We start from the raw sequence: 21,254 nt of genomic DNA on the forward strand, positions 1-21,254 counted from the left end.
GGCGGGGCTCCGTCGTGGTCACCGGCCGGTGCCGGCTTTGACGGCGGCGTCACTGGCAGGTGCTGGCCTTGACGGCGGCGACGATCCGCTGCCCGTCGGCGGGGCCGAGCGAGACGGTGGTGGTGGCGAACAGCGAGGCGGCGACCATGCCCAGGTCGGTGCCGTCGTTCTTGCGGATGTCCTTGCAGAGCTCGTCGGCGGAGTCGACGGCCTTCTGCTTGTCCTCGGTGATGCCGGGGAACTCCTTCTCCAGCGTGTTCAGCAGGGCGAGCTGCTCGCCGAGGCCGTCGAAGGCGTGGTCGTCGGAGGGGGAGGCGGCGGGCGCGGCGCCGGTCTTCGCGCCCTTGCTGCCGCTGCCGCCGCTGCCGGAGGAGTTGCAGGCGCCGAGGGTGAGGGCGAGGCCGACGGCCAGGCAGCCGAGGGCGGTTCGCGTGATGACGGATGATCGCATGGCCGTCACTGTGCCAGACCGTGCGCACACGTGCACGGGTAACTCCGTTCTCGGGGGCGGGCGTTGAGTGGCGGTTTTCCGCGCCGTCCGGTGGCGGGGACCTGACATTCTCGGTCGCACGTCTTGCGGGGCGCGGGAGCGGGCGCTTCAATCCTTGTTAGGAAACTTTCCTAACCCCCTCCCGCGGGCACCCCCATGTCCGCGACCGGCAGACGGAGCGTCAGATGCCCAGCACGAAGCACCGCACCGCCCGCACCACCCGAGCCGCCCTCGCCGTCCTGATCGGGGCCCTCCCGCTGACCCTGGCCACCGCCGGCACGGGCCACGCGGCGTCGGTCGGCCTCGACGACGCGAAGAAGAAGGAGATCGCCATGGAGCTGGTCTCCTCGGCGGAGAACTCCTCGCTCGACTGGAAGGCGCAGTACAAGTACATCGAGGACATCAAGGACGGCCGCGGCTACACCGCCGGCATCATCGGCTTCTGTTCCGGCACCGGCGACATGCTGGAGCTGGTCCAGCACTACACCGACCTCAAGCCCGGCAACGTCCTGGCGAAGTACCTGCCGGCCCTGAAGAAGGTCAACGGCACCGAGTCGCACTCCGGCCTGGGCAGCGCCTTCGTCAACGACTGGAAGACCGCCGCCAAGGACACCGTCTTCCAGCAGGCGCAGAACGACGAGCGCGACCGGGTGTACTTCAACCCGGCGGTCAAGCAGGCCAAGTCGGACGGCCTGCGGGCGCTCGGCCAGTTCGCCTACTACGACGCCATCGTGATGCACGGCCCCGGCAACAGCTCCGACAGCTTCGGCGGCATCCGCGCCGCCGCGATGAAGAAGGCCAAGACCCCGGCCCAGGGCGGCGACGAAGCCACCTACCTGAACGCCTTCCTGGACGCCCGCAAGGTGATCATGAAGCAGGAGGAGGCGCACGCCGACACCAGCCGGGTCGACACCGAGCAGCGGGTCTTCCTGAACAACAAGAACTTCGACCTCAACCCGCCGCTGAAGTGGAAGGTCTACGGGGACCCGTACCAGATCAACAGCTGACCCTCGGCTGTTCGGCGGCCGTTCGACGGCCGATCCCCGGCTCCGGGCCCGGCACCCTCGCGGTGCCGGGCCCGTTCGTTTGTTGACGCTCCGTCAATACACTTGCTCCGCACGGTGGTTACAGCTTGGACACATCCGGGACGGCCGGGCCCCCGGGCTCGGTAGCGTCGGCACCGACCACGCCGTCCCGAGGGGAGACCATGCGCATCCGAGCCGTCCTCGCCACCCTCTGCCTGACCGCCGCCGTGCTCGCGGCGACGGGCTGCGAGCCAGCCGACGGGGACAGACCGGCGGACGCCCCCGTCGGCGGGCAGGCCGCCGGCGACGTCGAGGTCACCGGTTGCGCCGTCGACGCCGAACTGCGCTGGCCCGCCGCGACCGTGCGGATCACCAACCGGACCGCCGTCACCAGCAACTACGTGGTGCAGATCGCCTTCCTCGACGGCACCGGCCAGCAGGTCGCCGCGGGCGTGGCCGGCGCCACCGCCCTCGCCCCCGGCCACGACACCCTCGAACAGGCCCAGGGCCTGGCCGAGCCGCGCGGCCCGGTCAGCTGCCGGGTCGCCGACGTCGCCCGCTACGCCACCCCGGACACGCTCAAGGGCCGCTGACGCCCCGGCGGCACTCCGTCGGGGCTCCGTCGGCGCGGCGAGGGCCGCCCGGCGTGCTGCTGCCGGGCGGCCCTCGGAGGGGTGGCGGGGGGTCAGGCCGTCGCGGTGTAGTCGTAGAAGCCGCGCCCGGACTTGCGGCCCAGCAGGCCCGCGTCGACCATCCGGGACAGCAGCGGCGGGGCCGCGTACAGCGGCTCCTTGTACTCGTCGTACATCGACTCGGCGATCGAGACGATGGTGTCCAGGCCGATCAGGTCGCACAGCCGCAGCGGACCCATCGGGTGGGCGCAGCCCGCCTCCATGCCCTTGTCGATGTCGGCGGCCGTCGCCACGCCCGACTCGAACATCCGGACGGCGGAGAGCAGGTACGGCACCAGCAGGGCGTTGACCACGAAGCCGGCCCGGTCGCGGGCGCGGATCGGCTCCTTGCCGAGCGCCTCGACGGCGAACTGCTCGGCGCGGGTGGTGGTCTCGGCGGAGGTGGTCAGGGTCGGGATGACCTCGACCAGCTTCTGCACCGGCGCCGGGTTGAAGAAGTGCAGGCCGATCACCTGCTCGGGGCGGCCGGTCGCGGCGGCCAGCTTCACGATCGGGATCGAGGAGGTGTTGGAGGCCAGGATCGCGTCCCGGCGGGTCACCACCTGGTCCAGGGTCTGGAAGATCTTGACCTTGATGTCCTCGCGCTCCGCGACCGCCTCGACCACCAGGTCCCGGTCGTGGAAGTCCGCGAGATCGGTGGTGAACGCCAGCCGGGCCAGCGCCGCGTCCCGGTCCTCCTCCGACAGCTTGCCGCGCCGCACGGCCGTCTCCAGGGAGTTCGTCAGCCTGGTCCGGCCCAGCTCCAGCGCCTCGCCACTGGCCTCCGAGACCAGCACGTCCAGGCCCGAACGGGCGAAGACCTCGGCGATGCCCGACCCCATGAGGCCGCAGCCGACTACTCCGACGCGCGCGATGTCACTCACTCAGATGCCCTTCACGAGGAGCCGGGGATCGCCCGGCCCGCTGTTGTCACGGCCCCCCGACCCCCTCCCGGGGCGGGCGGCCCGCCCGGACGACGGTACTACCTGCCTTGACGCCCGTTCACCCCGCCTCGTCCCCGGCGGGTTCGCCGGACGGGCGGCGCGGGGGCTCGGCCGAACGGGTGGGGCCGGGCGGCGTACCGCCGCGCGCTCCCCGTGCGCCCCCGGGCGGGCGACCAGAATGCGAGGGTCCAGCCGCAGGAGGGACCGGAGGGAGCAGGCAGATGGGGACCGGATCACTCGCCGGACAGGTCGGACTGGTCACCGGCGCCGGGCGCGGCATCGGCCGGGAGATCGCCATCGGCCTCGCCGCCGAGGGCATGGCCGTCGGACTGGTCGGCCGCACCCAGGACCGCCTCACCGCGACCCTCAAGGAGTGCGTCCGGCACGGCGCCCGCGGCGTCGCCGTCACCGCCGACGTCGCCCGCCCCGGCGCCGTCCGCGAGGCCGTCCGCTCGATCGAGCGCGACCTCGGCCCCGTCGACCTGCTGATCAACAACGCCGGGCAGGTCGACCGCGCCGAGACCCCGATCTGGGAGACCGACCCCGCCCAGTGGTGGCAGGTCGTCGAGACCAACCTGCGCGGCCCCTACAACCTGCTGCGGCACGTCCTGCCCGGCATGGTGCAGCGCCGCCGCGGCCGGGTCGTCAACCTCAACAGCGGCTTCGCGCTGCGCCCCGACGGCAACTACACCGCCTACGCCACCTCCAAGGGCGCGCTGCTCCAGCTCTCCGACAACATCGCCGACTCGGTCGGCCGGTACGGGATCGTCGTCCTCGACATCAGCCCCGGCGCCGTCGCCACCGACATGACCGCCGGCATGCCGATGTTCCGCGACATGAAGGCCTGGGGCTCGATCCCCTACATGGTCGCCGTCACCGTCGACGCCGCCCGCGGCCGCTTCGACTGCCTGCACGGCCGCTTCCTGCACGCCGGCCGGGACAACCTGGAGACGCTGATCGCCTCCGCCGGCGCGATCCGCTCCGCCGACGCCCGCACCCTGCGGCTGCGCCCCTACGGGCCGGACGACCCGATGGCTTGACGGGCCGTCAGGAGTCGGTGAGGTCGGCCAGGGCGACCAGGGCCGCGAGGTCGGTCTCCGGGAGGGAGCCCGCCGGGCGGCCCTCGCGGGCGAAGGCCGCGGCCAGCCGCTGCAGGGCCGCGTTCAGCGGCGTCGGCACCCCGTGCAGCCGGCCCAGCAGGGCGATCTCGCCGTTCAGGTAGTCCGCCTCGATGTCGCCGGTGCCGCGCGCCAGCGACTGCCAGGACGAACCGCCGCCGCGCCGCTCGCCCTCCACCGGCAGCAGCGTCACCCGGTCACCGAGCGCCGCGCGCTGCTCCTCCTCCGACGGGTGGGCGATGCCCGCCGCCGCCAGCACCGCCCGGCCCTCCGCCCGCACGCCCCGCCACACCCGCATCCGCGGCTCGCCGTCGATCGGACCGGCCACCGCCTCCAGCGCGTTGCCCAGGTTGCCCAGCAGCTTCGCGTACTTCCAGGCCATCACGTCCTCGACCACCGGCGCGTCGAAGTACGAGTCCGCCAGGTCGGCCGCCACCCGGCGGGCCAATGCGTCCGCGCCGTGCGGGTAGCGCCCCAGGTGCAGCATCCCCGAGCGCGGCGAGCCCGCCGCCGAGACCCGGCCCGGCTCCAGGTGCGTCGACGGCAGCCACACCCGCATCCCGTACACCCGCTCGAAGCGGCGCAGCGCCAGCCGCTCGTTCGCCACCCCGTTCTGCGCGCACACCACCGGCAGCCGCTCCGCCGCCGTGCCGCCGCCCGCGACCGGGCGCGGCGCCCAGGCGTCCAGCAGGGCCGCCGAGTGCTGGGTCTTCACCGCCAGCACCAGGACGTCGTCCGGTGCCAGCGCGACCTCCTCCGGCCCGCCGACCGCCGGGACCGGCAGCCGGTGCACGCCGTCCGGGGTGCTCAGCCGCAAGCCCTCGGCGCGCAGCGCCGCCAGGTGCGGGCCGCGGGCCACCAGGAGGACGTTCCGGCCGGACTGGTGGAGCCGGCCGCCGATGGTGCCGCCGACCGCGCCGGCCCCGAGGATCACGTAGCGCATGGGCCGAGCATCGCACGGGCCCGGCCCGGGAGGTGCGGGAGGGTCAGCGGGTGGTGCGGCTGTCAGGCGCAGAGTTCGGAGGCCGTCACCGCGTGCAGGCCCTTCGCGGTCAGGCCGTCCAGGATCGCCGGGAGCGCCTGCACCGTGCCCGGGTGCCCCATGTGCAGGGCCACCACCGAACCCGCCGCCGCCGACTTCAGCACCCGCTGGGTGACCGCGTCCGCGCCCGGGTCCGCGTAGTCGTGCGGGTCGACGTCGAAGGACAGCACGTGCTGGTACCCCACCTGCCGGGCCTGCTCCTTGACCATCGCGTTCGCGTACTGCGCCGCCGACGGCCGGAACCAGCGCCCGATCGACCCGGTCAGCCGCTGCAGGCGCTCCGCGCACTGCGCTATCTCGTCGTGCGCCTGCTGCGGCCGCATCGAGGAGATGTCCAGGTGGTTCTGGGTGTGGTTGCCCAGCTCGTGGCCGCCCGCCAGGATGCGCTGCGCCATCTGCGGCTGCTGGTCCAGCCAGCTGCCCACCACCAGCACCGTCAGCCGGGCGCCGTGCTGCTCCGCCGTCTTCAGCAGGGCCTCGGCGATCGCCGGATCGCCCTGGCCGTGGAAGGTCAGCGCCAGCTGCGACCTGGTGCGCGGCCCCGTCACCACCTCCTGCGGGGTGTTCGCGGCCAGCGGCGGCAGCGCGAACGCCGTCGGGCTCGGGGCCGCGGACGGCACCGCGGTCGGGGACGGGGCGGCGCTCTCGGCGAGGTGCGAGGGCTGCGAGCGCGCCGCCATCGAGGGCTCGGCGGGATCGGTGTTCCCGGCGGAACTGCCGCAGGCGGCGGCGAAGCCCCCGGCGGCACTCAGCGCGGCCAGACGGGCGGTGGAACGCAGGACACTGCGGCGGTCGACACTCATCGGGACCCAGCCTATGCGCAGGTTTCGGCCGGACGACAACGGCCACCGCCCGGACGGGTGGCGCGCAGGTGGCGACCCGGTGCGCCGGAGCCCGGTCGGGGCACCGCAGTGGGAGGATTGACGGGGTGTGAGGTCACGTCGTGACGGGGCGGCCGGGGCCGAGCAGCAGGGCGGCGGTGACCAGGGCCGCGCCGAGCAGCTGCGGCGGACTCGGGACGGCGGAGGTCAAGGCCGCGCCCGAGGCGGTCGCGGTGAGCGGGATCAGGCCGCCGAACAGGCCCGCGTGCTCGGCCGGGAGCCTGGTCAGCGCCGAGTACCAGAGCAGGAACGCCACGCAGGTCAGCACCAGCCCCAGGTAGAGCAGCGCGAGCAGTTCCGTGCCACTGGGCAGGCGCGGCGGGCTCGGCGAGAACGCGGCCGCCGCGGCGAACATCGGCACGGCGAGGGCGGTGGTGTACGCCGAGACCCTGACCGGCCCCAGCCGCGGCAGCAGCGGGACGGCCAGCAGCGAGAACGCCGCCTCGCAGCACAGGGTGCCGGCCGCGCACAGCATCCCCGTCGCGTCGCCCGACCCGAACCCCTGGGTGAGCGCCGCGCCCGCCACCACCACGGCCGCTGCCGCGAGCAGGCGGGGCGCCGGGCGGCGGCGGGCCAGCAGCGGCGAGAGCACGCCCAGCAGCAGCGGGGTGCAGCCGACGACGCTGCCGACCACCGCCGCGTCGGTGTGCCGCAGTGCCGTCACCAGCAGCAGGTTGAACGCGAACAGGCCGGTGCCGGCCAGGGCCAGCAGCAGGCCGCACTCACGGGCCGTCAGGCGCGGCACCAGGCGGCCCCGGCGGTGGGCGAGCGGCAGCAGGACGGCGGAGGCGAGGGCGTAGCGCGCGGTCTGGCCGGCCGCGAGCGGATAGGACGAGGCCAGGGCGGTCACGCCGGTGGAGCCGCCGAGCAGCGTCATCGCGGCGGCGGCCCGCAGCGAACCGGCCAGCCGGGAGCGGTCGGCGGTGGCGGGCGCCGGGGCGGGGAGCACGGGGGAGGAGGAGGTGGTCACGGTGGAAACGCTAGGAGCAGAGTGGTCCGGGATACAGGGCCACTGGATGGGTGTTGGAGAGGACCAATTCGGGGGGCCGGGGGAGGCGGGGTGCCGTTGCCCGGGCCCCCGGCGGTGGTGCTTTCTGGCAGGGTGGGGGCGTGCGGGAGTTGCTGATCACGTGGGGGGACGGCGGGGGCGAGCTGGCGGGCCGGCTGGTCCGGGAGCTGCGGGCGGCCGTCCGGGAGGGGCGGCTGGTGGCCGGGGAGCGGCTGCCCGCGAGTCGGGTGCTGGCGGCCCAACTGGGCGTCTCGCGCGGGGTGGTGGTCGAGGCGTACGAGCAACTCGCCGCCGAGGGCTACCTGGTGGGGCGGCAGGGGTCGGGAACGCGGGTCGCGGCGGGGGTCGCGGACGGCGGGGCCCGGCCGCCCGCGCGGGTGGTCGAGACGGAGCCCCGGTACGACCTGAAGCCGGGCACGCCCGATCTCGGGATGTTCCCCCGGGCAGCCTGGGCCGGTGCGGTGCGGCGGGCCCTGCAGGGGGCGGAGAACCGGGACCTCGGATACCGCGACCCGGCCGGACTGCCGCAGCTGCGAAGGGAGTTGGCGGCGTACCTGGGCCGGGTGCGGGCGGTCGTCGCGGAGCCGGAACGGGTGATGGCGATCAACGGCGTCGGGCAGGGGCTGGCGCTGCTGGTGCAGGTGCTGGCCCGGCGGGGGCGGCCGCGGATCGCGGTGGAGGACCCCGGCTCGCCCGGCACCCTGGCGCTGCTGCGCGCGCACGGCGTCCGGCCGATCGGCGTCCCCGTCGACGAAGAGGGCCTGCGGGTCGGGGAGTTGGCGGCGAGCGGTGCGCAGGCCGTGCTGGTCACGCCCGCCCACCAGTACCCGACCGGGGTGGTGCTGTCGGCCCGCCGCCGCACCGAACTCGCCGCCTGGGCCCGGGCCGGCGGGCTGGTGGTCGAGGACGACTACGACGCCGAGTTCCGCTACGACCGCGAACCGCTGGGCGCCGTCCAGGGGTTGGCGCCCGAGCGGACGGTGTACCTGGGCTCGCTCAGCAAGACCCTGGCCCCCGGGCTGCGGCTCGGCTGGGCGGTGCTGCCCGGCCGGCTCGCCGAGGACTTCCGGCAGGCCAAGCAGTACGCCGACCTCGGCACCGGCGCGATCGACCAACTCGCCTTCGCCGCCCTGCTGGAGAGCGGCGGCTACGACCGCCACCTGCGCACCGTCCGCCCCCGCTACCGGGCCCGCCGCGACGCCCTCGCCGAGGCGCTGCGCACCCACCTGCCGCAGGCCCGCCTGCAGGGCGTCGCCGCCGGCCTGCACCTGTACGCCGACCTGCCGGCCGACACCGACGAGCAGGCCGTCGCGGACGCGGCGGCGCGGCGCGGCGTCCGGGTCGCCACCGTCGGGCCCGGGCGGCTCGCCCCGGGCGGTCCGGCGCTCGCGCTGGGCTGCGCCGGGCTCCCCGAACAGCGGCTGCGCGAGGCGGCGGCGCTGCTCGGTGAGGCGGTGCGGGAAGCGGGCGGGACGGTGCGGGAAGCGGGCGGGGCGGTGCGGGACGTGGGCGGGCTGGGGGGTGCGGTCAGCTGATGGGGACGAGCCGGTCCACGCCGATCACCGAGGCGACCGCGATCAGTGTCAGGACGGCCGTCAGGAGGATCGCCTGGACGGTGCCGCGCTGCTCGCGCGGGGCGTAGGCCAGGGCGGCGCCCGCGGCGAGGCCGGCCAGCAGGCCGCCGAGGTGGCCCGTCCAGGAGGCGAAGCCGGCCGAGACCACCATCCAGACGATGAAGAACACCATCAACTGGTCGCCGCCCAGCGGGTCGTAGCCCTGGCGGCGGCTCAGCACCCGGTAGCCGCCGACCAGGCCGAAGACCGCGCCGGAGGCGCCCACCGTCAGCGCGTGCGGGGCGAACAGCAGGGTCAGCGCGGAGCCGCCGAGCGCGGACAGCAGGTACAGCGCGACCATCCGCAGCACGCCGAGCCGGTCCTCGACCACCCGGCCGAGCATCCACAGCCAGTACATGTTCATCAGCAGGTGCGCGACACCGAACGGCGCCTCGGTCGGCTGCAGGTGCAGGAAACTGCCGGTGATCAGCCGGTACCACTCGCCGTGCGCCACGCCGCCGACCGGCAGCGGCGACACGCCGTCCCAGCTCTCCGGGTCGGCGGGCCGCAGAACGCCCAGGCCCAGCATGGCGAAGCGGTTGACGAAGTCCTGCCCGCCCGCGATCTCGGCGAGGTACCCGGCGACGTTCAGCACGATCAGCCCGATCGTGCCGTACGGCCGCGAAGTGATCCGCCCGCCGAACGCCGTCCGGGCCCGCCGGACGCCCTGGTGGCCGGACTTGACGCACTCCACGCACTGGTAGCCGACCGCGGCCTCGCGCCGGCAGTCCGGGCAGACGTGGCGCTCGCAGCGCGAGCAGCGCACGTACGACTCGCGCCCGGCGTGCCGGAAGCAGACCGGGGCCGGGGGCCGGTCCCCGGTGCTCGGGCTGTCCGGTGCGGGCTGTGCGTGGTCCATGGCGGTTCCTCCCCTGGGGCGTGGCGGCGATGCCCGCCGAGGGGCCCTGCGTCCGGGTGGTTCGGCGGCGAATCGGCGCTCACCCTAGGGCACGGTTCGGACGCCGCTCCTGCCGGGGCGGTCAGCGGCGGACGGCGCTGAGCACCACGAACTTCGGACTGCCCGCCACCGTACGGCAGTTGCCGAACACCCGGCGCAGCGTCACGTGGTACCCCAGGTGCCGGTTGCCGACCACCCGCAGTTCGCCGCCCGGGCGCAGCACCCGGCGGGCGCCGGTGAACATCCGGCGGGCGATCGCGTCCGTGGTCGCCTGGTGCGAGTGGAACGGCGGGTTCAGCAGCACGGTGTCCGCCGAGGCGTCCGGGACGTCCGCGAGGGCGTCGCCGACCAGGAACTCGGCGCGGGCGTCCGGCCCCAGGTTGGTCCGGAAGGTCTCCTCGGCGGACGCCACGGCCTGGAACGACTCGTCCACGAAGAGGAGTTCGGCGTTCGGGTCGCGCAGGGCCGCGGCGGTGCCGACGATGCCGTTGCCGCAGCCCAGGTCGACGATCCGACGGGGCGTGGGGGAAGCGGAGGGCTCGGGGAGGTGCTGGAGGAAGAAGCGGGTGCCGATGTCGAGGCGGTCGGCGCAGAACACGCCTGCCTGGTTGGTGACCTGACGGCCCGACAGTTCGCCGATGCCGTCCGGGAGGCGGTAGCGCAGCGGCCACGGGTTGGCCGGGCGGTCCGGGGTGGGGTCGGTGCTCGGGGTGGTGTGGATCAGGCGGGCCTTGCGGACGGCGAGCGAGGTGCGGGTCGGGCCGAGGATGCGTTCGAACAGCTGGAGGGTGGAGGTGTGGATCTCGGTCACCATGCCGGTGCCGACCACCACGGTGTCCGGGTGCACCGCCGGGGCCAGCCGGTGCAGCTGGTCCTCCAGCAGCGCCAGGCTCTTCGGCACCCGCACCAGCAGCAGGTCGATCCGGTCCGGCGGCGGGTCCTGGGTGCTGCGGACGTCCACCAGGGCCGGGTCCAGGCCGTTGCGGGCCAGGTTCGCGGCGATCGCCCGGGAGGAGAGGTAGGAGTCGGTGACCGCCGTCAGCGTGTCGGCCCGCCCCGCGAGCGCCGTCGACAGCGCGCCCCAGCGGTCGCCGAGCACCGTCACCGCCCCCGCCACGGCGTCCGGCCGCTCCTCCGCCAGGTGCCGCAGCAGGTACTCGTCGGAGGCGTCCCAGGCCCGCAGCAGCTCGCGCGGGTCCTCCGGGAAGCGGGCCAGTTCGAACGCGCCCCAGGCGGTGGTGAAACAGTTCATCGTGCCTCCAGGCTATCGGAGGGCGGCCGGGCCACCGGCCGGTGGAGACGGTGGGTGGAGATGGTGAGTGGAGGGGGACGTGGTGGAGCGGTCCGAGCGGTTGGTCGGTGCGGTGCTGGGGTCGGCGGTCGGGGACGCGCTCGGGGCGCCCTTCGAGTTCGGGCCCGCCGGGATGCTCAGTGCCCGGTACCCCGGCGCGGTGACGATGGACGGCGGTGGCGGCTGGGATCCCGGGGAGGCCACCGACGACACGCAGCTGGCCGTCCACCTCGGCGAGTCGCTGCTGGCCTGCCCCGGCGGGCTCGACCTGCCCGACATCTTCGCGCGCTTCCGGGCCTGGGCGGCCGGTGACCCCAAGGACATCGGCATCCAGACCGAGATCGTGCTCGGCAGCGGGCTGCCCTGGGACCTGGCCGCCGCGATCCACTTCCAGACCGAGGGGCGGGCGGCCGGCAACGGTGCGCTGATGCGGGCCGCCCCCGCCGCCGTGCGGTTCGCGCCCGAGGGGCGGGCGGCGACGATGGACGCGGCCCGCCGGATCACCGCGCTCACCCACGGCGACGGGGCCGCCTGGGAGGGCACGGCGATCCTGCACGAGTTGCTGCGGGTCGCGTTGGACGGGGACGATCCGGTGGCGGCGGTGCCGTCCGTGCTGGACGCCGTGCGGGAGGAGCACCGGGAGCGGTGGGCCACGGTGCTGGACGACGGGTGGCACCCGTCGCAGGCCACCGAGAGCAACGGGGCGGTGTGGGCCTGTCTCGGCTCGGCGCTCTGGGCGCTGCGCACGACGGACGGTTTCGCCGCCGCGCTGCGGGCCGTGGTGGACCTCGGCGGCGACACCGACACGACGGCCGCCGTCACGGGTGGGCTGGCGGGGGCGGTGTACGGGGCGGCGGCGATCCCGGCGGAGTGGGTGGGGCCGTTGCACGTGCCGCTGCCGCCGACCGGGCGGGTGCTGCGGGCGGGGGAGTTGGCGGGGATGGCGGTGGCGCTCGACGCGAAGGGGTGGGGGCGGTAGGGCCTTCGGCCGGAAACGGGGTCGGCGCTTCGCGGCCTGTTGGTCGCCTGCGTGGTCGGCGCCGCCGTTCCCCGGGCCCCTGGAGCTTCGCTCCCGGGGGGGGCTTTGCTTGGCCGGAGTTTGAGGGCCTCGCTCGGTCGGGCCCCGGGCGCGGGGTTTTCAGGTGGTCAGGATCAGGCTGGCGTTGTGGCCGCCGAAGCCGAAGGCGTTGACGAGGGTGGCGGTGGTGGGGAGGGGGCGGCCCTGGGGGAGGAGGTTGAGGGGGTGGGTGGGGTCGGGGGTGGTGAGGTTGCGGATGGGCGGGGCGTACTGGTCGTGGAGGGAGTGGGCGGCGGCGAGGGCGGCGAGGGCTCCGGCGGCGCCGAAGAGGTGGCCGGTCATGGATTTGGCGGCGGTGACGGCGGGGCGGTGCGGGCCGAAGACGCGGGTGAGGGTTTCGGCTTCGGTGAGGTCGCCCTTGGGGGTGGAGGTGGCGTGGGCGTGGACCAGGCCGATGTCGGTGGGGGAGAGGCCGGCGTCGGCCAGGGCGCCGAGGACGGCGCGGGTCTGGCCGTCGGGGTGGCCGGCGGTGATGTGGTGGGCGTCGGAGGTGACGGCCGCGCCCGCGAGGGTGGCGTAGGAGCGGGTGCCGGGACGCAGGTCGGCGCGTTCGAGGACGAGGACGGCGGCGCCCTCGCCGATCACGAAGCCGTCGCGGGCGGTGTCGAAGGGGCGGGAGGCGCCGGCGGGGTCGTCGTTGCGCAGGGAGTGCACGCGGGCCTGGGCGAAGCCGGCCAGCGGGAGGGGGTGCAGGCAGGCTTCGGTGCCGCCGGCGAGGACGACGTCGGCGCGGCCGAGGCGGATCAGGTCCAGGCCGAGGGCGACGGCTTCCGCGCCGGAGGCGCACGCGCTGACGGGGGTGTGGGCACCGGCCTTCGCGCCGAGGTCGATGGAGACCCAGGCGGCGGGCCCGTTGGCCATCAGCATCGGGACGGTGTGCGGGGAGACCTTGCGGACGCCGGAGCGTTCCAGCACGTCGTCCTGGTCGAGCATGGTCACGGCGCCGCCGGTGCCGGTGCCGATCACCACGGCGAGGCGTTCGCCGTCGACGGCGGGGCGGCCGGCGTCGGCCCAGGCCTCGCGGGCGGCGATCAGGGCGAGCTGTTCGGCGCGGTCGAGGCGGCGGGCCTCGATCCGGTCGAGGACCTCGGAGGGTTCGACGGCGAGCTGGCCGGCGATCCGGATCGGGAGGTCGGCGGCCCACGGGCGGTCCAGGGCGCGGATGCCGTTGCGGCCCTCGCGCATGGCCTGCCAGGTGGCGGGCGAGGTCCCGCCGAGCGGGGTGGTGGCGCCGAGGCCGGTGATCCTCACGGCGGTGGGGTGCGGTGCGGGCATGGTGGTCCTCCCGTTGTGGTGGCAGCACAAGGACCGGCCCGCCGGTGGTCGGCGGGCCTGGTCGATGCGGCCCACTCTGCCAAGGGACTTGAGTGACCGGAGGCGTCGATGGCGACCGAGTCGTGCACGGTGGAGTTGTGCATTACATACAAGGCCGGGGGTGGTCATAGGGCCTGGTCGCGGGGCGGTTCCCGGGCCGGGAGCGGTCCGGGGGCCCGCGCGGGCGTTGTGCGGTTCCCACAGTGACGCAGTGTCAGGGGGCCGGGGTGCGTGCCGTCTCCTGCCGCTCCCTGCCGTCCCCCGCCGGTTCCGTCGCCATGGCGTCGAACGGCGCGGCGGCCACCGGTCAGAGTCCGTCGGGGTGGTCGCCCGTCGCGGGCCGTTCCATGAGGTCGAGACAGGCGTGCAGGGCGGCCGCGCCGGACAGCAGGGCGCGACCGCGGGCGGTCAGCCGGGCCTGCCAGGCGGTCAGGGTGGGGCGGACGGCCTCCGGGCCGCCCGCGTCGCGCAGCCGGTGCAGGATCTCCGCCGTGGCGGCCAATCCGTGCCCACCGCGCCGCAGTTGCTCGGCGAGCCGGAGCTCGCGGACCTGTGCGGGCGTGTAGACCCGGTACCCGGTGCGGGCGTCCCGGGACGGAGCGACCAGGCCCGCGCGCTCCCACTCCCGCAGGGTGGCCGGGCGCAGCCCCAGGCGGTGGGCGAGCGGCCCGATGTGCGTCGGTCGGTCGGCGGCGGCCGGTGGCGGGTCGTCGGGCAGGTGGGCGAGGGCGGTGCGGGCCGCCGCCAGCGTGCGGCGGTCCTCGGCGAGTCGGGCGTGACCCTCGTCCAGCAGCCGCAACGCCCGTTCCAGGGCACCCGAGTTGACGGCGCACAGGATCGCGGCCGCCTCCCGGTGCCCGTGCCCCGGCACCAGGGCGAGGAATGCGCGCAGCGCCGCGGCGTGCCGCTCGCCGTAGTGCCGGTACCCCGACGGGGAGCGCCCGGCCGGCGGGAGGATCCCCGCCTCCTCGTAGTTGCGCACCGCCTGGGTGGACAGGCCGTGCTCCCGGGCCAGGTCGATCGGACGGAGCGGCATATGGAGACTTTTCTGCTCGAAATCCGGGCTGGAAGCGGAAAAGTCTACACCGAGGCTTCAAGGATACGGTGGAAGCCATGGATCTTCCGCTGCGGGCCGCCGCCCGCCCCTTCTCGCCCGCCGCCGCCACCGCCCTGGTCCCCGCCGGCACCCGGCTGCTCGCCCTCGGCGAACCCACCCACGGCGTCGAAGAGTTCCTCGACCTGCGCAACGCGCTCTTCCGCCACCTGGTCGCCGAACACGGTTACCGCTCCCTCGCCCTGGAGAGCGACTGCCTGGCCGCACTCGCCGTCGACGCGTACGTGCAGGGCGGCGACGGAGAGCTCGGCGCGGTGGTGCGCGAAGGCCTGTCGCACGGCTTCGGCGAGTACCGGGGAAACCGTGAACTCATCCGTTGGATGCGGGAGTTCAATGAGCAGTCGGCAGAAGGGGAGTGGCTGCGCCTGTACGGTGCGGACGGCCCGTTGGAGATCACCGGCGCCGCCGCGCCCGGCCCCGCGCTGCTGCGCCTGCACGACTGCCTCGCCGCCCGGCTCCCCGCTGAACTCCTACCCGCGCGTGAGGAGCTGGTGCTCCTGCACGGCCCCGACGCGCGCTGGACCGAACCCGCCGCCGTCCGCGACCCGTCCCGTTCGGTCGGCCGCACCCCCGAGGCAGGTCGACTGCGCCTGCTGGCCGATGAGTTGGCCGGAACATTGGCCGCGCACCGCCCGCAGTTCGCGGCGGAGGACGGCGGGGAGGCGCTCTGGCGGGCCGAGTCGGACGCCCGCACCGCGCTCGGTCTGCTGCGCTACCACGCGGCCGTCGCCGATGCCGGGCCCGACCGGATCGGCTCGCTGATGCGGCAGCGGGACCTGATGATGGCCGAGAACCTGCGGGCGATCGTCCGCCGCGAGGACCGGCGCGGCCCGACCCTGGTCTTCGCGCACAACCGACACCTCCAGCGCGAAGCCAGCCGCATCCCGCTCGGCGACCACCAACTCCGCTGGTGGAGCGCCGGAGCGCTGTTCGCGTCGCACGAGGACGGCTACGCCCACCTCGCCTGCACCTTCGGCAACCGCGGCACCGACGACCGCCCCGACCCCGACAGCCTCGAAGGGATCCTCACCACCCTCCCCGACGCCCGCTCCGTCCTGGACCCGCGCCTGCTCGCCGCGGCGGTCGCCGGACGGGCGGTGGCGCGGGTCCCTGCCGACCACACGTACTTCGGACTGGACCCGGACGCGCTGGGCGGGGTGGAAGGAGTGCTGTTCGTCCGGGACATCCCGCGGCAGCAGGGCCTGTTCGGCGGGTGACGACCGGGCCGGACGTGAGGGGGCTCCGTGCGGTGGAAGGCCGCGCGGTGGAAAAGGGAAGGCGGGCGGGGGGATCCCGGGGGAGGATGCCGGGATGCTTCATCTGTGGGCCGGGGCGGCCGCCAACCCCGCACTGCCGGCCGAGGCCGTGGCACGGCTGATGGCGGTGGACGACTCCTCGGTGCGGCGGGAACTCGCCGAGCGGGGTGACCTGACGGACCGTCAGGTACGGGAGCTCGCGGAGCGGGACGGGGTGGCGGCGTCCCTGCTGGTCGAGAGCGGCCGGTTGCGGGCCGGGCAGGTCGACCCGGAGCGGCGGCCCCGGGCGGCCCTCGCCCTGCTGCGGGCCGGCCTCGCCCCCGTCGAGTGGGCCCGCGCGCTGGTCGAACTGCCCGAGCTGAGAGTCGAGTTGGCACAGTGCCCCGGCCTGCCCGGCGGGGTCGCGCGCAGGCTCGCCGCCGATCCCGACCCCGCGGTCGCTGTCGAACTCGCCGAATCCACCGACGACCCCCAGATCGCCGCACTGCTCGCCGCCCACCCCTCGGAACACGTCCGGCAGGGCCTCGGGGTGAACCCCGCCACGCCGCCCCACGTCCTCGCCGACCTGATCAACGACCTTCCCGCGCTGGAGAGTTGCGAGGTCTGCCGGAAACACCCCGTGCCGTGGACGCACCCGCCGGACTGCCCCGACCCGGACTGCGACCTGCCCGGCGGCGCCGCCTGCGACGGCAGCCACCAGTACGCCCGGCACAGCATCCTGCAGGCCGCGCTCGGACACCCCGCCGCGCCCGCCGCCGACGCCGCCCGGTACCTGGACCACCCCTCGCCGTTCCTGCGCGCCGCTCTCGCCGGACGCACCGACCTCGACCCGGCTGCGTACCGGGCGCTCGCCGCCGACGAGCAGCTGTGGGTGCTGTCGGCGCTGGCCGAGAACCCGGCCGCCGGGGAGGAGCTGATCCGCCGACTCGCCGACCACCCGCACGACTTCGTGTACCGCGCCGCCGCCCACAACCCCCGGGTGCCGCTCGACGTCCTCGACCGGCTCGCCGCCACCGGACGCCTCGGCGACGTACTGCTGCCCCGGATCGCCGCCGCCGACCCGGCCGAACTCGACCACCTCGCCGGCCGCCCCGACGCCCGGACCCGCCGCCTCGTCGCGCTGCACCGCGACCTCCCGGCCCCCGTCCGGGACCGCCTCGCCGCCGACCCCGACGCCAAGGTCGCCGCCGCCGTCGCCCCGCACCCCGGACTCACCGCGGCACAACTGCGCGCCCTGCACGCCCGGCACGGCCGCTCCGTCGCCGCGGGCATCGCCGCCAACCCGGACGCGCCCACCGAACTGCTGCACGAACTCCTCGCCGCCGACCACAACGTCGCCACCCTGCGCGCCCTCGCCACCCATCCCGCCGCCGACGCGGACGTCCTCACCGCCTGCCTCCGCGACCGCCGCGCCGGCCGCCGGGCCGCCGCCCACCCCGCCCTGCCCCCCGACCGGTTGCGCGCCCTCCTCGCCGACCCCGACCCGGTCGTCGCCACGACCGCCGCCGCGAACCCGTCCCTCCCGGTCGCCGACCTGCTGCGTCTGCTGGCGGACCTGCCGGGGAAGTGAAGGGCGGGGTGCGGACAGCAGGGTCAGCGGTGGTGGCGATGGGTGGGGGGCCGCAGCAGGCGGTCCGTCAGGCGGCGGGCCTCGGTGGCGGCGGTGCTGTCGGGGGTGGGGTGGGGGTACGGGACGCGCGGCCCGTGCAGGCGGTCGCCGGTCAGCGAGTGGGCGGGCACGGTGGGCCAGTGGGCGCGTTCGACGGTGACGCGGTGGGCCTCCTCGTGGGCGGCCTCGTCGCCGTCGTCGTCGTACGGGGCGAGGTGCAGGCGCAGCCGGTGCCGGTCCTCCCAGTGCACGTCCAGGACGCTCCGGCCGCACCGTTCGGCGAACACCGGGCGGACGGCCCAGGTGTCCAGCCGGATCAGGAGCAGCTCGCCCAGGAACGCGTACCCGCCGTCGTACTCGCCCGTCCCGACGGCCAGCAGCGGGGCGTCGGGGTGGAAGGCCAGCGCGTTGACCGGGTACTCGCAGGCGAACTCCCGCAGCAGGGCCGGCCGGGCCCCGGTCCTGAACACCCCGAGGCGGAGGGCCTGCCCGTACCGGTCGGCCCCCGCGACGGCCAGCAGCCCGCGCGGCGCGTCCGCCACGGCCAGGACGGGCTCGCCGAGCTCGGCGAGGGCGTGGTCGGGGGCGAGGGCGGCGAGGGCGTGGTCGGGATGCGAGGCCATGCCGGAATGCTCGCAGACGGCCGCCGGTCCGCCGCCCGGCGCGGGGCGGCCGGCGGGGCGTCAGGAGGCGGGGAAGGCGGCGTCGAGCTGTGCCGCGGTGGGCATCGAGGACTGGGCGCCGAGACCGGTGACGGCGAGGGCGGCGGCGCGGACGGCGCGTTCGGCGGCGGTGGGCAGGTCGGTGCCGCGGGCGAGGGCTTCGGCGAGGGCGCCGCAGAAGGTGTCGCCGGCGCCGACGGTGTCGACGGCGTCCACCGCCGGGGCGGGCAGGTGCACGAGGCCGGGGACGCCGGAGCGCTTGACCAGGGCTCCGTCCGCGCCGAGCGTCACCACGACGGCGCCGCACGGGAGTTCGGCCCGTTCCAGCAGGGCGCGGGCCCCGTCGAGGCCGTCCGGTCGCGCGGTGCCGAGCAGCGTGGCGAGTTCGCCCAGGTTGGGGACCAGGACGTCGACGGCGGCCAGCAGCTCGAGCGCCACCGGCCGGGCCGGGGCCGGGTTGAGGACGACGGTGCCGTCCTGCTGCCCGGCCCGCAGCACGGCGGCGGCGACCACCTCGGCGGCGATCTCGTGCTGCACCAGCAGCACCTCGCCCGGGGCGCGGACGAGCCGCGACGGCAGGTCCGCGACCGACAGGGCGGCGTTCGCGCCCGGGTTGACCACGATGGTGTTCTCGCCGGACCGGTCGACCACCACCGAGGCGATCCCGGTGGCGGCCCCCGCAGAGGTCAGCACTCCGGCGATGTCCACGCCCTCGGCGGCCAGCGCCCGCAGGATCGCCCCGCCGTCCGCCCCGACCCGGGCGACCAGCCGGACCTCCGCCCCGAGCCGGGCCGCCGCGACGGCCTGGTTGGCGCCCTTGCCGCCGACCCCCTCCACGAAGCCCCGCGCCGACACGGTCTCCCCGGGCGACGGCAACTCCTCGACGGTCAGCACCAGATCGCGATTGACCGAACCGACGACGGTGACGGGCGGCATCCGGACTCCTCGCTCGGGAACTTCGGGGGAGACCGACCCCCGCACCACCACTGTGCACCAGCGCCCGCGGCGGCACGCAACACCGCACACCGCCCGCACCCGCTCCGGGCCGACCTGTGGTGACGGCGGTTTGCCGGTGCGGTGACAGAGCGCGGCGGCAGGCTCGGGGTCATGGCCGAACTTCTCGCACACTCGCTCGACGGCACGGCCGTCACCGCTCTCGACGACGGCGCCGGGCCACCGCTGCTGCTGGTGCACGGCAGCGGCGGGGGCGCCGAGTCCTGGGACGCGGTGGTCGGCCGGCTGCCCGGCTTCCGGGCCGTCCGGGTCCGGCGCCGCCGGTACCTGGGCGGGCCCGGGGCCGCGCCCGCCCACCCGGTGGCGGTCGAGGCCGCGGACCTGCTGGCGGTCGCCGACCGGTTGGGGCGGCCCGCGCTGCTGGTCGGGCACTCCTCGGGCGGGGCCGGTGCGCTGGAGGCGGCCGCGGCCCGCCCGAGGGCCTTCGCGGGCCTGGTGCTCTACGAGCCGGCGCTGCCCACCGCGGGTCCGGTCGGCGGGGCCGCGGCGCGCCGGGCCCGGGCGGCCTTGGCGGGCGGCGACCCGGCGGGGGCGATGCGCATCCACCTGGTCGAGGTCGCCGGGATGCCGCCCGCCCTGGTCGACCTGCTGCTGGCCGACCCGGCGGAGCGCGCGGCGCTGACCGCGGGCGCGGCCGCCCAGTTCGCCGACCTCGACGCGATCGACGCGCTGGGCCCCGGCACCGACCGCTACCGGCGGCTGGCCCTCCCCACCACCCTGCTGACGGGCGGGACCAGCCCGGGCCACCTGCACGGCATCGCCGCCGACCTCGCCGCCACCCTCCCGGCGGCCCGCACCGTCACCCTCCCGGGCCAGGGGCACCTCGCCCACGTCACCGCGCCGGACTTGCTCGCGGACGCGATCCGGGAGGCCGCGGGCCGGGCCTTCGGCTGACGGTCCTTCGACTGACGGGTCGTCAGGCTCCGGGGGTGGCGTCGGCCCCGTCCGGTCGGGTCCGGGCCCGGTTGAGGTGGGCCTGGAGCTGGAGCCAGGTCGGGTCGTCGGGGGAGGTCTCGGTGACGCGGGCGAGGTCGTCCGGGTCCCAGGTGTCGGAGCCGTCGGTGAGGATCAGGTCGGCGTTCCGGTCGTCCTCGGGGGTCAGGTCCTCGGCGTCGGCGAGGAAGGCGGTGAGGTCGACGGGCTCGACGGCGGCGGGCGGCGGGGAGACCGAGAGCAGGACCAGGTCGCCGTTGTCGTGCGCGACCAGGAGTTCGCCGGCGGCGGTCGCGGCCAGCGCGGTGAGCGGCGGGCCGGTCAGGGTCTCGTGGGTGACGGCCTCGTCGGCCGCCAGGTCGAGGGCGAGCAGCGTGCCGGTGGGCAGGCCGATCCACAGGACGCCCGGGTCGGCGGCGAAGGCCAGGTTGTGGCGGGACCACTCGGGCAGGCCGTCCTCCTCGGGCAGGACGATCCGGGTGACCAGCCGCTGCGAGGGGAACGCGAAGACGTCCACGCTCTCCACGTAGGCGTTGCCGCGGACGGCGAGGTAGCGGCCGTCGGAGCTGAACAGCGGTGTGCCGTAGCCGTCGACGTCCAGCACGAGGGTCTGGCGCAGCGGCCGCATCGGGCCGGGGCCGGGGCCGTCGGCGGGGCGGGCGAACCGGCAGAGGGTGGCGCCCTGGTCGCTGATCAGGGTGGCGACGAGCGCGCCGGAGGGGTGGGTGGCGACGCCGGTGTCCCAGCCGGGGGCGGGGGTCGCCGCGCCGGTCTCCGGGTCGACGGCGTACGAGGTGTACTCCTCCGCGTCGTCGAAGCCGGCCGCCCACAGGGTGCGGCCGTCGGGGCTGAACGCCAGCGCCTGGTAGGCGGTCGGCGCGGGCAGCGGGGCGAGCGTCCCGTCCGGCGTCCAGCGGGCCACGGTGGGCCCGTCCGGGACGGCCAGCAGCGGCAGTTCGGGGTGCCAGGCGGGCGCGGGCACGGCCTCGGGCCGCCACCACGGGCTGTTGTCCTCCTCCGACACCCGCTCCAGCGAAGGGAGTTCGCGCAGCCGCCCGCCGGAGCAGTCCCAGACCCGGACCGTCCGGCCGTCGGCGTCGGTCCCGGCCGCCAGCGGCAGCCGGGGGTGGCAGCTCAGCTGCTCCACCGGGAATTCGGGATCGGTCACCACACGGGCCAGCACGGCGAGTTCGGTCATACCCGCACCCTAGGCGGCCCCACCGACGTGCGGCGCACGGGCCCGGCGCACCCGGCCGACCCGCCGCGCATCCTTGCATGATTTTGCTTCGCTG

Annotated in this window: 20 protein-coding genes; 8 read left to right on the forward strand and 12 right to left on the reverse strand. The window is 75.8% G+C overall.

Annotated features, from left to right (window positions below; all coding sequences use genetic code 11):
* Positions 1-49: 49 nt before the first annotated feature.
* Complete coding sequence (locus ACIOHG_RS16515) at positions 50-451, reverse strand: hypothetical protein (protein WP_400950675.1); 402 nt, start codon at positions 449-451, stop codon at positions 50-52.
* A gap of 224 nt (positions 452-675) precedes the next feature.
* Here ACIOHG_RS16515 and ACIOHG_RS16520 point away from each other — a divergent pair, with 224 nt between their 5' ends.
* Complete coding sequence (locus tag ACIOHG_RS16520) at positions 676-1,497, forward strand: chitosanase (protein ID WP_400950678.1); 822 nt, start codon at positions 676-678, stop codon at positions 1,495-1,497.
* Between the two features lie 200 nt (positions 1,498-1,697).
* Positions 1,698-2,108, forward strand: a complete 411-nt coding sequence (locus ACIOHG_RS16525; RefSeq protein WP_400950681.1) for a hypothetical protein — start codon at positions 1,698-1,700, stop codon at positions 2,106-2,108.
* Positions 2,109-2,200: 92 nt separating this feature from the next.
* Here the strand turns inward: ACIOHG_RS16525 and ACIOHG_RS16530 are convergent, their stop codons facing one another.
* Positions 2,201-3,070 (reverse strand): 3-hydroxybutyryl-CoA dehydrogenase, encoded by an 870-nt coding sequence (locus tag ACIOHG_RS16530; RefSeq protein WP_400950683.1) that lies wholly within the window; start codon positions 3,068-3,070, stop codon positions 2,201-2,203.
* A 281-nt stretch (positions 3,071-3,351) separates the two neighbouring features.
* Here ACIOHG_RS16530 and ACIOHG_RS16535 point away from each other — a divergent pair, with 281 nt between their 5' ends.
* Positions 3,352-4,170 carry an SDR family NAD(P)-dependent oxidoreductase gene (locus tag ACIOHG_RS16535; protein ID WP_400950685.1) on the forward strand — a complete coding sequence of 273 codons (819 nt, stop codon included), beginning with the start codon at positions 3,352-3,354 and terminating at the stop codon, positions 4,168-4,170.
* 7 nt (positions 4,171-4,177) lie between these two features.
* Here the strand turns inward: ACIOHG_RS16535 and ACIOHG_RS16540 are convergent, their stop codons facing one another.
* The 3 genes from ACIOHG_RS16540 to ACIOHG_RS16550 form a co-directional block, all read right to left on the reverse strand.
* The gene (locus tag ACIOHG_RS16540; protein ID WP_400950688.1) at positions 4,178-5,191 is read right to left on the reverse strand and encodes a ketopantoate reductase family protein; all 1,014 of its coding nucleotides are present in this window, start codon (positions 5,189-5,191) and stop codon (positions 4,178-4,180) included.
* 62 nt (positions 5,192-5,253) lie between these two features.
* The gene (locus ACIOHG_RS16545) at positions 5,254-6,093 is read right to left on the reverse strand and encodes a polysaccharide deacetylase family protein (RefSeq protein ID WP_400950690.1); all 840 of its coding nucleotides are present in this window, start codon (positions 6,091-6,093) and stop codon (positions 5,254-5,256) included.
* A 133-nt stretch (positions 6,094-6,226) separates the two neighbouring features.
* A complete protein-coding gene (locus ACIOHG_RS16550; RefSeq protein WP_400950693.1) occupies positions 6,227-7,141 on the reverse strand; it encodes an EamA family transporter in 915 nt (304 codons plus the stop codon).
* A gap of 140 nt (positions 7,142-7,281) precedes the next feature.
* Here ACIOHG_RS16550 and ACIOHG_RS16555 point away from each other — a divergent pair, with 140 nt between their 5' ends.
* Positions 7,282-8,715: a PLP-dependent aminotransferase family protein gene (locus ACIOHG_RS16555; protein WP_400950696.1), complete on the forward strand. Its 1,434-nt coding sequence runs from the start codon at positions 7,282-7,284 to the stop codon at positions 8,713-8,715.
* Here ACIOHG_RS16555 and ACIOHG_RS16560 read toward each other — a convergent pair.
* Together ACIOHG_RS16560 and ACIOHG_RS16565 are read right to left on the reverse strand one after the other, a co-directional pair.
* Positions 8,708-9,652 carry a rhomboid family intramembrane serine protease gene (locus tag ACIOHG_RS16560; RefSeq protein WP_400950699.1) on the reverse strand — a complete coding sequence of 315 codons (945 nt, stop codon included), beginning with the start codon at positions 9,650-9,652 and terminating at the stop codon, positions 8,708-8,710. The genes ACIOHG_RS16555 and ACIOHG_RS16560 overlap by 8 nt on opposite strands.
* A 121-nt stretch (positions 9,653-9,773) precedes the next feature.
* Positions 9,774-10,943 (reverse strand): methyltransferase, encoded by a 1,170-nt coding sequence (locus tag ACIOHG_RS16565; protein WP_400950701.1) that lies wholly within the window; start codon positions 10,941-10,943, stop codon positions 9,774-9,776.
* Between the two features lie 82 nt (positions 10,944-11,025).
* Between ACIOHG_RS16565 and ACIOHG_RS16570 the strand changes: the two genes are divergently transcribed.
* Positions 11,026-11,961, forward strand: coding sequence for an ADP-ribosylglycohydrolase family protein (locus ACIOHG_RS16570; protein WP_400951184.1), 936 nt, complete (start codon positions 11,026-11,028; stop codon positions 11,959-11,961).
* Between the two features lie 159 nt (positions 11,962-12,120).
* Here the strand turns inward: ACIOHG_RS16570 and ACIOHG_RS16575 are convergent, their stop codons facing one another.
* Entirely contained in the window at positions 12,121-13,335 is a 1,215-nt protein-coding gene (locus ACIOHG_RS16575; protein WP_400950704.1) for a beta-ketoacyl-[acyl-carrier-protein] synthase family protein, read from the reverse strand.
* A gap of 346 nt (positions 13,336-13,681) precedes the next feature.
* A complete protein-coding gene (locus tag ACIOHG_RS16580) occupies positions 13,682-14,410 on the reverse strand; it encodes a MerR family transcriptional regulator (RefSeq protein ID WP_400950707.1) in 729 nt (242 codons plus the stop codon).
* A 77-nt stretch (positions 14,411-14,487) separates the two neighbouring features.
* On the opposite strand from ACIOHG_RS16580, the gene ACIOHG_RS16585 reads away from it, so the two are divergent.
* Positions 14,488-15,705, forward strand: a complete 1,218-nt coding sequence (locus ACIOHG_RS16585) for an erythromycin esterase family protein (protein ID WP_400950708.1) — start codon at positions 14,488-14,490, stop codon at positions 15,703-15,705.
* Between the two features lie 94 nt (positions 15,706-15,799).
* Positions 15,800-17,314 carry a hypothetical protein gene (locus tag ACIOHG_RS16590; RefSeq protein WP_400950711.1) on the forward strand — a complete coding sequence of 505 codons (1,515 nt, stop codon included), beginning with the start codon at positions 15,800-15,802 and terminating at the stop codon, positions 17,312-17,314.
* A gap of 23 nt (positions 17,315-17,337) precedes the next feature.
* Here ACIOHG_RS16590 and ACIOHG_RS16595 read toward each other — a convergent pair whose 3' ends face one another.
* Positions 17,338-17,976, reverse strand: a complete 639-nt coding sequence (locus ACIOHG_RS16595) for a hypothetical protein (RefSeq protein WP_400950713.1) — start codon at positions 17,974-17,976, stop codon at positions 17,338-17,340.
* Positions 17,977-18,036: 60 nt separating this feature from the next.
* Positions 18,037-18,951, reverse strand: coding sequence for a ribokinase (locus ACIOHG_RS16600; RefSeq protein WP_400950715.1), 915 nt, complete (start codon positions 18,949-18,951; stop codon positions 18,037-18,039).
* A gap of 171 nt (positions 18,952-19,122) precedes the next feature.
* Between ACIOHG_RS16600 and ACIOHG_RS16605 the strand changes: the two genes are divergently transcribed.
* A complete protein-coding gene (locus ACIOHG_RS16605; protein ID WP_400950718.1) occupies positions 19,123-19,923 on the forward strand; it encodes an alpha/beta fold hydrolase in 801 nt (266 codons plus the stop codon).
* Positions 19,924-19,945: 22 nt separating this feature from the next.
* Here ACIOHG_RS16605 and ACIOHG_RS16610 read toward each other — a convergent pair whose 3' ends face one another.
* On the reverse strand, positions 19,946-21,160 hold the full coding sequence (locus ACIOHG_RS16610; protein ID WP_400950720.1) for a hypothetical protein: 1,215 nt from the start codon (positions 21,158-21,160) through the stop codon (positions 19,946-19,948).
* Positions 21,161-21,254: the final 94 nt, after the last annotated feature.

Origin of the sequence: Kitasatospora sp. NPDC088134 (genome assembly GCF_044741705.1) — a bacterium.
GTDB lineage: Bacteria > Actinomycetota > Actinomycetes > Streptomycetales > Streptomycetaceae > Kitasatospora.